The sequence below is a fragment of the Fulvivirga sedimenti genome, assembly GCF_020328055.1.
Map to the genome: position 1 here is coordinate 265,976 of NZ_JAIXNE010000004.1, position 12,587 is coordinate 278,562.

General features: G+C 44.3%; 13 protein-coding genes. 3 read left to right on the forward strand and 10 right to left on the reverse strand.

Annotated features, from left to right (window positions below):
* Positions 1-49 precede the first annotated feature (49 nt).
* The 3 genes from LDX50_RS19210 to LDX50_RS19220 are packed head-to-tail and all read left to right on the forward strand — an operon-like array spanning position 50 to position 5,467.
* The gene (locus LDX50_RS19210) at positions 50-1,099 is read left to right on the forward strand and encodes an efflux RND transporter periplasmic adaptor subunit (RefSeq protein WP_225697825.1); all 1,050 of its coding nucleotides are present in this window, start codon (positions 50-52) and stop codon (positions 1,097-1,099) included.
* A complete protein-coding gene (locus LDX50_RS19215) occupies positions 1,096-4,173 on the forward strand; it encodes an efflux RND transporter permease subunit (RefSeq protein ID WP_225697826.1) in 3,078 nt (1,025 codons plus the stop codon). The genes LDX50_RS19210 and LDX50_RS19215 overlap by 4 nt, the downstream gene beginning before the upstream one ends.
* Positions 4,166-5,467, forward strand: coding sequence for a TolC family protein (locus LDX50_RS19220; protein WP_225697827.1), 1,302 nt, complete (start codon positions 4,166-4,168; stop codon positions 5,465-5,467). The genes LDX50_RS19215 and LDX50_RS19220 overlap by 8 nt, the downstream gene beginning before the upstream one ends.
* A 127-nt stretch (positions 5,468-5,594) precedes the next feature.
* Here LDX50_RS19220 and LDX50_RS19225 read toward each other — a convergent pair whose 3' ends face one another.
* The 10 genes from LDX50_RS19225 to LDX50_RS19270 form a co-directional block, all read right to left on the reverse strand.
* Complete coding sequence (locus LDX50_RS19225) at positions 5,595-6,023, reverse strand: DUF1801 domain-containing protein (protein ID WP_225697828.1); 429 nt, start codon at positions 6,021-6,023, stop codon at positions 5,595-5,597.
* Between the two features lie 14 nt (positions 6,024-6,037).
* Positions 6,038-6,802 (reverse strand): DUF6090 family protein, encoded by a 765-nt coding sequence (locus LDX50_RS19230; RefSeq protein WP_225697829.1) that lies wholly within the window; start codon positions 6,800-6,802, stop codon positions 6,038-6,040.
* Between the two features lies 1 nt (position 6,803).
* Positions 6,804-7,070 carry a hypothetical protein gene (locus LDX50_RS19235; protein ID WP_225697830.1) on the reverse strand — a complete coding sequence of 89 codons (267 nt, stop codon included), beginning with the start codon at positions 7,068-7,070 and terminating at the stop codon, positions 6,804-6,806.
* Between the two features lie 324 nt (positions 7,071-7,394).
* Positions 7,395-8,138, reverse strand: a complete 744-nt coding sequence (locus tag LDX50_RS19240; protein WP_225697831.1) for a DUF6090 family protein — start codon at positions 8,136-8,138, stop codon at positions 7,395-7,397.
* Positions 8,139-8,220: 82 nt separating this feature from the next.
* Positions 8,221-9,651 carry a DUF1593 domain-containing protein gene (locus tag LDX50_RS19245; RefSeq protein WP_225697832.1) on the reverse strand — a complete coding sequence of 477 codons (1,431 nt, stop codon included), beginning with the start codon at positions 9,649-9,651 and terminating at the stop codon, positions 8,221-8,223.
* A gap of 57 nt (positions 9,652-9,708) precedes the next feature.
* On the reverse strand, positions 9,709-10,542 hold the full coding sequence (locus tag LDX50_RS19250) for a hypothetical protein (RefSeq protein ID WP_225697833.1): 834 nt from the start codon (positions 10,540-10,542) through the stop codon (positions 9,709-9,711).
* Between the two features lie 11 nt (positions 10,543-10,553).
* On the reverse strand, positions 10,554-11,309 hold the full coding sequence (locus LDX50_RS19255) for a DUF6090 family protein (RefSeq protein WP_225697834.1): 756 nt from the start codon (positions 11,307-11,309) through the stop codon (positions 10,554-10,556).
* Positions 11,306-11,743, reverse strand: a complete 438-nt coding sequence (locus LDX50_RS19260; RefSeq protein ID WP_225697835.1) for a hypothetical protein — start codon at positions 11,741-11,743, stop codon at positions 11,306-11,308. Before LDX50_RS19260 ends, LDX50_RS19255 begins: the two co-directional genes overlap by 4 nt.
* Before the next feature lie 40 nt (positions 11,744-11,783).
* Positions 11,784-12,161 (reverse strand): VOC family protein, encoded by a 378-nt coding sequence (locus tag LDX50_RS19265; RefSeq protein ID WP_225697836.1) that lies wholly within the window; start codon positions 12,159-12,161, stop codon positions 11,784-11,786.
* Positions 12,162-12,175: 14 nt separating this feature from the next.
* A complete protein-coding gene (locus LDX50_RS19270; protein ID WP_225697837.1) occupies positions 12,176-12,574 on the reverse strand; it encodes a VOC family protein in 399 nt (132 codons plus the stop codon).
* Positions 12,575-12,587 lie beyond the last annotated feature (13 nt).

Genomic DNA, 12,587 nt, shown 5'->3' on the forward strand with positions numbered 1-12,587 from the left:
CAAAAGCGCTGGTAATTTGTTCATCTTTACATAAAGCGATGAGGATTTTATGAAATATTTGCCATTTCTCGGTCTGTGCTGTGCCCTGATCTTCAGCGGTTGCAGTAAAGAAAAACCTACAGTTTCCCGATCACAGGGGTCATCGGGCGGATTGGCTGTAGAATATTTTATAGCCCGGCCCACTTACTTTCAAAGCACCGTTTCAACCACGGCGGAAATCATTCCTTCTGAGGCGGTTATGCTGCGTGCTCCTGTTTCCGGAACAGTTCTGGCTATTAATTTCAGGGAAGGCAGCTATGTACAGAAAGGCCAGTCGATTATTCAGCTGGACGACAGGGCATGGAAAGCGCAAATCAGCGGACTGGCGGCAGAACTGAATCGGTTAAAAAGTGACCTTGAAAGAAAGCGTATTCTGCTGAAAGTTGAAGGAGCTACACAGCAGGAGGTCGATGTAATTGTCGCAGAAATGGCCTCAATAGAAGCACAGATGGAAGAACTGCGGGTGAATATTCAACTTGCTAATGTTTCAGCCCCTTTTAGCGGACAGGTGGGATTGCGTGATTTCAGTGTGGGCTCATACATGGGCCAGGGTGACGAAATTACCACACTCGCCGATGTTCAGTCACTCAAGGTTGAATTCAACCTGCCGGAACGTTACCAGGATGAAGTGAGTTTGAATATGGACCTGAGTGTTATCGCTGATACCGATACGTTCCCTGCCTCCATATATGCCATTGATCCGATCATTAATCCCGAATCAAGAACACTGCGAGCGAGAGCACGTATCTCGAACCAGGACAAAGGATCACTACGGCCCGGAGTTTTTGCAACTGTGATTTTACCAACCCAGGTATCGGAAAGTGCTCTGCTGGTGCCTACACAGGTAGTGGTGCCGGAAATAAATGTACAAACAGTGTATATAGCCAGGAATGGAACAGCCATTCGGAGGGAAGTTGAACTGGCTGGCCGGAATTCGGACATGGTCCAGATAGTTTCGGGCATTTCGCCCGGAGATACGGTCATCACGACCGGTTTATTGCAGGTGAAGGACGGTTTACCCGTTTCGCTGGTTAAAGGTACAAATACATTAGCGCCATGACCCTATCAGAATTAAGTGTTAACAGGCCTGTGTTGGCGACGGTATTCGCCATTGTCATCGTCCTGCTGGGTACCGTAGGATATTTCTCCCTGGGTGTTCGTGAATATCCCAGCGTGGACCCACCCGTAGTTACGGTATCAACCACATATGTGGGTGCGAATGCTGAAATCATTGAAAATCAGATTACTGAACCACTGGAGGAATCCATCAATCAGGTTCCAGGAATTAAAAACTTAAGTTCCGTGAGCACTGACGGACGGAGTACAATAACTGTTGAGTTTCTTACCGATATCGATCTGAATAATGCTGCCAATGATGTGCGCGATAAAGTTTCACAAGCGGTTCGCAGTCTCCCGCCCGATACGGAACCACCTATCGTAAGCAAGTCAGATGCCGATTCACAATATATCTTCGGTGTATCCATACAAAGCGACCGGCGCGACCTGCTGGAGCTTACACGTATTGCAGATAAACTGTTCAAAGAACGATTGGAGACCATCAACGGTGTTTCTTCCGTAGGGATCTGGGGGGATAAGGAGTATGCAATGCGCATCAAACTGGATCCGGTAAAAATGCGTGCCCTGCGCGTAACACCACTTGACGTACGGAATGCGGTGAACCAGCAAAACATTGAGCTTCCGAGTGGCCGACTCGAAGGAAGTGAAACAGAACTCTCTGTTCGCACCGTTGGCCGGCTGAATACCCCGGAAGACTTTAATAATATGGTTATCTCCGACAGGGGTTATACGTTAATCCGCCTAAAGGATGTGGGTGAAGCAAAGCTCGAACCTGCCTCATTGCGTTCGGTTCTGCGAGGGAACGGCGTGATCCCGATGTTAGGCGTGGTTCTCCAGACACAACCCGGATCTAACTATATTGAAATTGTTGATGAGGCATTTCGCCGTATCGAGCAAATTAAGAAGGATTTGCCTGCGGACATCCAGCTGGATGTATCCTGGGATACCACCACCCCTATTCGTAAGGCATTGAAAGAAGTTCGTGAAACGATATTTCTTGCTTTCGGACTGGTTGTACTGGTGATCTTCTTTTTCCTCCGAAACTGGCGCACAACACTCATTCCCGTTATACTGATCCCAATTTCACTGATCGGAAGTATGGCTGTATTGTATGCAGTGGGCTTTTCCATCAATATATTGACGTTACTCGGACTGGTACTCGCAACGGGTTTGGTTGTGGATGATGCGATCGTGGTAATGGAAAACATTTACTCTAAGATTGAAGATGGGATGAATCCCGTAAAGGCAGCTATGGAAGGTTCACGCGAGGTATTCTTCGCAGTAATTGCCACTTCGATTTCCTTGGTGTGTGTATTTCTGCCCATTTTTTTCCTGGGCGGACTTACGGGGCGGCTTTTCCGTGAATTTGCTATGGTGGTCGTGGGATGCATTGTAATCTCCACTTTCATAACCCTGTCGCTTACCCCGATGATGAGCTCAAAAATGCTTAAGAAAAGCAAGCAGAAGCTCAAAATTCAACAGGCGCTGGGGAATTTCGTAAAACAGCTAAGCCGGCGTTACGGCTACACACTCAAAAGGTTTATGAAAAACCGCTGGATTGCATTCCCGGTTGTGGCGGTTCTGGCTGGTGGAATTTACTTCCTTGCCCAGTTCATTCCTTCGGAACTTGCGCCACTGGAAGATAAAGCGCGTTTCAGAGTTGTATCCACCGCACCCGAAGGGACATCATATGACGCGATGGATGCCTACCAGATACAGCTCATGCAATTACTGGATTCTTTGCCGGAGCGGGAAAATCTGTTGGGATTAACGGCTCCGTCCTACGGAAGTTCAACTTCTGCCAATACATCTTTTGTGCGCGTTGCTCTCACCCCTCCGGAGGATCGTGAACGTTCACAAATGGAAATTGTGGCCGACGTTAATGCCCGGCTTAGAAATTACAACTTTGCCCAGTCATTCGTCATTCAGGAGCCCACGATCAGCGCAAGCCGTGGTGCCGGAGGAAGTCTGCCTGTACAAGTTGTTCTTCAGGCGCCGGATTTCGAACAACTGCGGGATAAAATACCCACATTCCTGGAAAGAGCCCGACAAAGCCCTGTCTTTGAGGTTGTTACAATGGACCTTAAGTTTAACAAGCCGGAATATAAGATTGAGATCAACCGTGATAAGGCCCTGGGAATGGGCATCAGTGTGGCGGATATTTCACAGACATTGCAGACATACCTCTCAGAACAGCGGATCGGTTATTTTGTAAAAGATGGCAAGCAATACTATGTGATTGCCGAGGCGGAGATGATGAACAGAAATGAGCCTATGGACCTTCGTAATATGAGTGTCCGGAATAATATGGGCGACATGATTTCTCTCGATAACCTGGTGCAAATGGAATTAGTCAGCCGCCCTCCCAGCCTTTTAAGGTATAATCGATATTCATCTGCGACGGTATCAGCCTCGCCAGCTGCTGGATACTCTATTGCCGATGGAATTGAAGAAATGGAATCCCTGGCAGATGAAGTACTGGGTGAAGCGTTCAGTACCGAACTGGCAGGAAGTTCATCTGATTTCCAGGAAAGCTCTGCCGATATCGTGCTGGTATTTGTTTTTGCCCTCACGCTCGTATATCTCACGCTTGCCGGTCAGTTCGAAAGTTTCCGCGACCCGTTAACCATTATGTTCACCGTGCCCCTGGCGCTGGCCGGTGCAATGTTGTCGCTGTATTTCTTCGGACATACCCTGAACATTTTCAGTCAGATCGGTATGATCGTACTTATCGGTATTGTAACAAAGAATGGTATACTCATCGTTGAATTTGCCAATCAGAAACGCGATGCCGGCATGAGCCGATACTACGCTGCCATTGAGGCCGCGGAGCAGCGTTTCAGGCCGATCCTGATGACCAGTCTTTCTACGGTATTGGGTGTATTGCCCATTGCACTTGCATTGGGAGAATCATCGACCAGCCGTATACCTATGGGAATTGCGATCATTGGCGGACTGCTCTTTTCATTATTACTCACATTGTATATTATCCCGGCGGTTTACTCGTTCCTGGCCAGTTCTGCACCGAGAAATTTAGAGGAAAAGACAAATGCATAGATTCCTTCTCCTGATCCTGTTTTGCCTGTCAATTTCAGCCGGCGCACAACCGCTTGAATTTTTTATTCAGGAAACACTTGAAGCTAATTACGATATCCGGATCGTACGTGTTGAATCGGATATTGCCGCCAACAACAATACTCCTGGCAATGCGGGCTTTCTTCCGGTGATTGATGCCGGTGGCCAATACCAGATTAGTGAAAATAATACGGTTCAGAATTTCTTCGACGGATCAACACGAGAAGGAGCCGGCGCACGAAATACCGGTCTTAACGGAGATATAAGCCTCAACTGGACACTGTTCGATGGCTTTCGAATGTTTGCCAATCAGGACAGGTTTGGATATCTCGAATCTATCGGGCGTTCAAACGTTCGCTTTTTCATCGATCAAACCGTGGCAGACCTGACGGCCGTCTATTATCAGATCGTAAAGGAATACCGTGTTCTTGATATCCTCGAGTCCTCCCTCGAGGTATCCCGATACCGGTTCAGACTGGAAAATGCAAGAAAGCAAGTGGGCGCAGGAACCGCTCTTGATTACAACCAGGCCCTCGTTGATTACAGGAGCGACAGCAGCCTGATCATCCAGCAGAAGGGACTTATCCGTCAGCTGGAAGTAGAACTCAACCGGATATCAAACCGGAACCTTGATGATTCATTACAGCACACCAACGATATACCGCTCGAGATGAATCTTCCATCGCGCGAACAAATGGAAGCACTTGCTATGGAGAACAATCAGAATCTGGAAATTTCCCGCTTGAATGAACTCATTGCAGAATCTGATATCCGCATTGCACAATCCGACCGATACCCCACGGTAAATCTGTTCGGAAATTATACCTATAACCGGTCTACAAGTGAAATTGGATTCGTGGAATCCAACCGGAGCTATGGGCCCCAGGTGGGAGTCCGCATCCGGATGAACCTCTATAACGGCGGGAATATTAATCGTGAGATTCGCAATGCGCAAATGCAGCGTAATGTGGCCGGACTCAACCGCGAGGCGGCAGAACTGAATATTCGCGCGGAAATCTATCAGCAAATGATCATTTATCAGGCTTTGATCCAAAGGTTGGCCATAGCCGATGAAAATGTCATCTCTGCCGGCAGGGCACTTGATGTCGCAAGGGCCCAGCTGAATGAAGGGGCCATCAACGGGGTTGATTTCCGGGTCGTACAGCTTACACTCATCAACGTGCGTAACAACCGCGAACAGGCCCTCTTTACCTTGAAGGCAGTAGAGATAAATTTACTTCGCCTTATGGGCCGCGTTGCCAATTACTTCATGTAACTATTCTGAGCGGAGAGCAAACCGCCTAAAATTCCAACATCAGCGTCCAGATATAACCCCGGTTCACCACAGAAGTGATGTGGGACATCCCGGCACCCAGTACTTTCCGGATACTTAACTGCGAATATCACATCCCAAGGGTATCGAGATGTTTTACCTTATGGTAGGTTAAAGCTGCCTTAATGCATGATTTCAATTCCCTCACCGGAATCTGATCGTTCAAAGCAAAAACGATTGCCCTGCTCCCTTCATATCTGAAGGTATTCCCGAAAACTGTTTTAAAAGTTTCCACCAGCCTGCTCGTGCATTTAAAGTAGATCGCATACTGATCCGGAGATCTGGGCTTCCAGTCCATCCGAATGGTAGAACCATGTTTGGTAAGATAGGAAGGCTCCCCCCATTTCAGCGTTTCTTCAAGCCTTGCAATTCCTTCTGTTTCGCGAGCTGCCTGGAATACCAGTTCTCTCAGAATGCCCATCTTTTTTCGGATGTGGTCAGGATAGCTGTCAAAAATTCGCTCTACCTCCGGGCTCGTATTAATTTCCAACTGTTCCATGATATCACAAAGGCTTATTTTTTCAATTCAATACGGATCAGCCGCAACAGTTCATTGATGGAGGCACTGATCTCAACAAGATAATTTCTGCCAGTTGAAAAAATGCCAAAGATATCCTTGCTCTCATTGGTGAGCTCAACATAGTGTTCCCTGAAGAGATCAGGATCAGCATGACTCAGAATGACAAAATCCGGGTTGTACTCACCAATAAAACCAATCTTCTGACGAAGTACCGGACCAAGTTGATAGTGGTATTTATGATCAATGATCGCATCCACATTTTCATACCGCTTGTATTGAAAATCATACAGGTTTATCAACAATTCCTTTATTCGCGCTGATTTCAAAAGATCGATGCCATCATTCGAAACGATAAGATCATAGACCCCTGTCTTTGGAAAAAAACTCAGTGAAGCACTTGCAATATGTGTAACGAAAAGATCCAGGCTGTCCCTGTTTATTTGCAGTTGGTTTGATCCACTTAAAATTAACTTTCTGTGGACTTCAAGGCTTTGGGTCTGAATACGAATTATGTTTTCCACTTCAGCAGAATCCTGCTCTAACGATGTAAGCAGATTTGCATACACATCCCTGGCCATCAGTTGCGCTTTCCTGCCTTCATTCCAGTTATTGATGGACAGGGCGATAAGAATCCCAATCACTACCAGCACAACCTCGCCAATCGCGTATACAAGATACCTGCCAAAGGGCGTGGCAGGTTTTCCTAACCTGCTTTCTGACAGTAAACGTTGTCGGATTTTTCGGAAGAATTGAATCATGTTAAAAGAAGCCGCTGAATGTGAGGATGGTACAAATGCCCAGGAATAAAAGACTTACGATCATCAATATATCCGCTTTCTTTCGAACAGCAAATCGTATTCCGATGACCAGGAAAACGATCTGTGCCAGGAGAAGTGGGATCGAAAGTAATTCTCCCAGCACGGAAATCAGCTGAAAATCAAGCTGAAAATAATAGGCCAGGTAAATCAGGACAAAATATAGAACGATACCAAAATTAATAAGGGTGAGCTTGCGCTGATCTGTCATATCTTGGTATTGTTACGAGACAAAATGAACTGATTAATGGTGATAATATAAACATTCTACCCGGTAATGAAATGGACATTACTCCATTTCATATTGCTTCAGTATACTTTTAAAGATAAGGTCGCCTCCCAGGCCGTCCGCTTCAAGTCAATGCTATCTCTATCGTCTTTCTAATATAATTAAATCGTAGTTACCTTAACGAAGCGGACACTTCCACATGCTCCATATCACAGGGCAAAGAAGAAGACAAATGATGCCAGGCAAACGATATTTTCTTACTGCTATAATAGTTTATCCATGTTAAGCAGGAAGGTATTTGGGGAATTAACTTTGACCATTTTCAATTACCGAAATTATTTCTTTGGCCAGTAAAATGGTCTTTGAATAAAACTGCGCCAGCCTGATTGCCTGATATCTTCTGCCATTCACCATAATCTCCAGTCTTTTGTCAGCGATAACACTTGCCAAATCAATATTATCAACGGGTCTCGGATCATCCACATAAAAATTCGCCTGGCTGGGCCAGGGATTCGTTTTATTGTAGATCCAGTAGTAATTTTCCTTCACATAGGGCTCAAACATCGTTTTTATTTCTGCATTCGCATTTATCTCCCGGCTTTCCAGCTGCTCTATATGCCTGTAATACTCCAGGATTTTGGTTTGCAGGTTTTCTTCAATATAGGACAGACCATTGGAATTCAGCAGTGCCCCTATTCCACTGTCATTCACCTCAATGTTGCGTTCATACATGAGATAGATCAAATACTTCTGAATATTATTATCCGGCGGTATTTTCGTTTTGAACTGATCTAAAAATATGCTTGAAAATTTCATGGCACTATCGGTTTCTGCCAAAAGCATTTCCGCCTGAGCAACATCATCAAGAAGGTTGAGATTGATTGTGGACAGGTGTTGTTTAGCCTGTTGAAGATTATTTCGTTCCGTATTCCAGTTGTTAATAGACAAGGCGATCAGGATCCCAATTACTACAAGGACGATCTCGCCCATGGCATATTTAATATACCGGCCTGGCCGGTAGGAAGGCGTGTCGGTTTTGTTTTTATCCATAAGGTGATATCTGAATTTTCTGAAAAAGTTTATCATTGATTAGTTATTGATCCGGATAAATAACAGCTCATTTACGAAATTTCTATTTTGGATTAATAGTTACGATAACTCTTTGATACCTTGATAGCTGAGGCTCCCCTTTATCAGTTACTTTCAAAATGAAATGAGCCGTTTTCTGCTCACGTACTTCAGGTGCTGTGAAATATGCCTTGTACACATTTTCTGCTCCGTTAACCTTTATCGGTTCTTTATACGTGCCGGCCTCAGCATAATTAAACCACAAAAAGCTCAGGTTATCACCATCAGGGTCATATGATTCAAAAGCATCCAGAATAAAACCAGCGCCTGACTCCACCGATATGCGGGCAGGATGAGATAAGACCGGGACCGGCGGGTGATTTGCTTGCTCAACGGACATGATACACCAATCCATCCTGGCGGCAAAATCATGTTGAAAATCATCTCTCCAGCGCCAAAGTGTAGCTTTGAAATCCAGAAATGTTAGTGTGTCCTGTTTTAAAGACCTGCCATATTCATTGTCAATATAAGGTTGATAAAAATCCACCGCATTTGTCCAAATATCCCTTGTTTCAGGAGCAATGGTGACTATTGAACTTCCATCCTTCATTGTTGAAAAGTCAGGTTTATAGAGTTCATATCGACCTCCCCACCCACCCCATTCAGGATGTTCTGAATCATTAAGTCCATTTTGAATCAAGGAAAGGAACGCCGGTGTATCACCCTCTACTCCCCAGGCGACATCCGGATAGGCAGCACCGAGAGGGCCATGATTTTGCTGTATATTCATCGCTAACCAGCTATTGCTGATAGTAGTATTATCTATACCCTGAATATAACTATTGATGCCCGTCCAGGTCGCACTACCATAATCATCTCCCGGACTCACGATGTAAAACAAGTCAGGGAAATTATCCCGTATCCAGATACCGCTGTCATCCTGATCTGAAATGGTATAAACCCGCAGTTTGGAAATAAGTCTGTCGGCCTCTTTTTTACTTTTGGTCTTGTTTATCTTATGCAACGCCTGGGCAAGGGTATTCACTCCGCCCCATGTTGAGATCCATAAAGGCCGATCGTCGTCATCCTCAAGAGTTTGAATAATCCACTCCGACCCTTCAGAATCCATACCCTCACCGACCCCATTCATACCATATATCGGTAAGCCACTCTTGATCAACATAGATAATTCCTTTGCATCCGGAAACCCCGGCTCGTGTTTTAAAAGGTTTGGCTGAACCTTGCCGTAAGCGTCGATTACTTTTTGGATGGACTCAGGGTGAATCGCTGAAGTTTGCCAACAGGAAGTTGTAGCAATGATACCTTTAATATCGATCTGGTTGGAGTATAAAAACAGCCGAACCAGCGACTGAGTATCATCAGGATCTGCCTCAATGTCTGTGAGTATTATAACCCTGTTATTTTTGGAGGTTTGCCCGACTAAGTAGTGGACATTCAGGAACAGGAAAAGACAGAAAATGGCGGTTTTTATCATTACGCATCAATTGGGATAATCAAAAGCAGAACCGATGATTAGTCAACTCGGTCATAATTAATTCGAAAACATTTCAAAAAAGGCCTCAGTATCCCTGATATCCTGTAACCCTAAAATCCAGCAAACCTCCGATAAATCAGAAAAATCGAGACCCCCGGCCGCTATGGCCTCATTATTATATCTACCCTCTTTTCCGTTATATTGGTTTGACAAATCAATGGCCAGCTGCCAGATACCCCTAAGGCCTGGATCCGATAGTATATCCATGAGTTTGTTGTAATCCGGGGACCGGAATCCGGGTGTACCGTTACCCACAGCGTTGCCATCCGGAATTTTATGATAATCGGCGTTTTCCTTCACGAACTTCAGTTTTTCCGGTGAAGTGACTTCTTCATTCCAATCACTGTGCTGCACCACATGAATCCGTTTTCGGGTATTAATTCCGGGTAAATCAGAATGGAGTCTTCGGACAAGCATTGCCGTAAAATCAGACTGCCCTGCATCCGCGATCCAGATATCTCCCTTCTCATCCAGTGTTTTAATAACTACTGACATCACCTCATCAACAGCCGCATTCACATTTTCATGCGCATCGGTCCAGTTATCTCCAAAAGCCAATTGAAATAATGAATTAGGCGGCACGTATAGTCCGTCCTGAATCCCATACGTACCGGCAACTGCATGATATTGAATATCTGAATAATCAGGGTGATTAAGTAAGGTGACAAGAGCCGCTGCCGACTGAAGGTCATCCACATCGGTCTTGCAATCAAACTGTACCAACAGCAGATCCCTTTTCCGATCAAAATTTTTGGACAGATTGGACTTCATACCAACAGTGAAACAACAGATGAAAATCACTGTAACTGTAAAGAGGTTTCTAAATTTCATTGTTCACTTTTTTATTCCAACTGATCTATCGAAGCGATGATAGATTTTGAGGACTCGATTAAATCACTATAAAATTTCTGTAGTGCTACGCACTGGTAATATCGCGAAACAAGTTGTGACTCCAGGGTTTTATCTTTTAAAAACTTATCGGCATCCATCATATACACAGGCCGCGGATCATTCGCGTAATATGATTTTACAAAATCCCAGTCATTGTCAGATTGGAAAATATCTGCATACTCGTTGTTAATATAAGTCTCGTATTTAGTTTGGATCTGTGTATTGGATATATGTTCCCGCTCCTTCGTTTTTTCGATCAGCGCATAGTGATCAAGTATGGCTGTACGTAAATCAATATCCAGGGAAGGCATCTCATTCGATTGGGTAATGGTTTCAATGGCATTGGTATTCGGACTGAACTGAAATTCCTGAACCAGCGTAATCAGATATCTCTTTACGTTATTATTTACCGGAATCAGGGTCTTAATCTGGAGCATTAAGGAATCTGCACACTGAATATTTACAGTCATATTCTGCTTAAGGCTTTCCAGTTGAGTCTGATCCTCCTGCAGATTTTGCCTGAGAATTTCGAGGTGACTTTTTATGGACCTTTCGATCTTCTTTTGCTCATTCCAGTTGTTGATTTGGAGGGCAATCAGGATACCGATGACAACCAGGATAATTTCACCAAGGGCATATTTTAAATACTTTCCGGATTTGCCATCTGAAAGCAATTGCTGGCGGATCTTTCTGAAGAATTTTATCACTTTCTGCTAAATTGACTTTGCATATCCCGCATTCTGACAAGGTTATATTCTTCTGTTAGAATACAGTTGGTATACGCCTCTATTATTTCTTTTGCTTTTTGCTCCGAACCCGCAAGCTTAACCACACCATTCCACCATTTTGTCTCTATATCGGCATTTGGCTCACTTAATTGCTGCGGGCCATCCTTGAGGTGCAAATAGGCGATATGATCCCATTCACCCATATCAGACTCAAATGTAAGTACGAGTCTTCCCGATATTTCATTGGCTCTGTAAAGGTATTCCTGGAGCAGTCTCCGCGCCTCCATTGCTTTCCCCGGTTTGAATTTGACATATTTGGCCTGAAACCAGTCATAATTCTGAAAGCCCTCCTGATCCTGGGAAAATGCGGCAAATGTGAGAAATACAAAAAGAACGGGAATGAGTTTTTTCATTGAAAATGTATCGTTTGAAAATCAGGGTTTATTCGCCTGATTATTTAATTTTTAAATTACTGACAATCACATGAAATCCATCAGGATCCTGAATCATTATTCCATTGTCATTCCAGTATGGATTCCTGGCTTTCAGCTTTTCAATATTATTCGCCTCAATTTGATGAATTATCTCATCATATTCTTCCTGATGCGTGGGATAAAACACTAATATATCCTCCGCATCAAATTTATGTTCAGCCTTGTCCCCGGAGGTAGTGAACTCCAGATGCCAGTCATGCCCTTCCTTGCCAAGGAATACACCACTATAGCTGTTATGATCTTCAAAGGAAAACAGGACGGTGAGACCCATAACATTCGTATAAAAATTTTTGATCCGCCCTAAGTTATCCGTATGTCGTGCACTTCTAAATTCCATAACCTTTTTATTGTTTAAAATTGCTCCTGATAAAAGCCCAATACCAGTCCATTGGGTTCCTGAATATAAAAACTTCTGTGCCCCCAGGGCTGATCAATGATCTCCTGAATAAATGGAAGTTCTTTTTCCTTATAGATGCCGAATAATTCATCAATATTCGAAACCTGGATTCCGGTAAAAACACCCTGAGGTACGCGATAGTCGAGTGCAATATGATTATTTTGAGGATTTTCAGGCCGTTGCAGAATTTCGATGACACCCTGTCCTATCTTAAAAAGTGCTCCTTTATCATCATCACTTCGGTCCCATGAATGCTCCAGGGCAAAGCCCAATTTGTTCTCGTAGAAATCAAAGGTCTCCGGGTATTTATCAGTAAAGTACGTAAATCGGAAAATTCCTTCATTTTGTTTCATGATACCTCCTTCA

Bases quoted from the DNA above. Each gene is read 5' to 3' on its own strand.
- LDX50_RS19240 (WP_225697831.1), bottom strand. From the start codon at position 8,138: ATGGATAAAAACAAAACCGACACGCCTTCCTACCGGCCAGGCCGGTAT.
- LDX50_RS19265 (WP_225697836.1), bottom strand. From the start codon at position 12,161: ATGGAATTTAGAAGTGCACGACATACGGATAACTTAGGGCGGATCAAA.
- LDX50_RS19235 (WP_225697830.1), bottom strand. From the start codon at position 7,070: ATGACAGATCAGCGCAAGCTCACCCTTATTAATTTTGGTATCGTTCTA.
- LDX50_RS19250 (WP_225697833.1), bottom strand. From the start codon at position 10,542: ATGAAATTTAGAAACCTCTTTACAGTTACAGTGATTTTCATCTGTTGT.
- LDX50_RS19245 (WP_225697832.1), bottom strand. From the start codon at position 9,651: ATGATAAAAACCGCCATTTTCTGTCTTTTCCTGTTCCTGAATGTCCAC.
- LDX50_RS19225 (WP_225697828.1), bottom strand. From the start codon at position 6,023: ATGGAACAGTTGGAAATTAATACGAGCCCGGAGGTAGAGCGAATTTTT.
- LDX50_RS19230 (WP_225697829.1), bottom strand. From the start codon at position 6,802: ATGATTCAATTCTTCCGAAAAATCCGACAACGTTTACTGTCAGAAAGC.
- LDX50_RS19260 (WP_225697835.1), bottom strand. From the start codon at position 11,743: ATGAAAAAACTCATTCCCGTTCTTTTTGTATTTCTCACATTTGCCGCA.
- LDX50_RS19220 (WP_225697827.1), top strand. From the start codon at position 4,166: ATGCATAGATTCCTTCTCCTGATCCTGTTTTGCCTGTCAATTTCAGCC.
- LDX50_RS19215 (WP_225697826.1), top strand. From the start codon at position 1,096: ATGACCCTATCAGAATTAAGTGTTAACAGGCCTGTGTTGGCGACGGTA.
- LDX50_RS19270 (WP_225697837.1), bottom strand. From the start codon at position 12,574: ATGAAACAAAATGAAGGAATTTTCCGATTTACGTACTTTACTGATAAA.
- LDX50_RS19210 (WP_225697825.1), top strand. From the start codon at position 50: ATGAAATATTTGCCATTTCTCGGTCTGTGCTGTGCCCTGATCTTCAGC.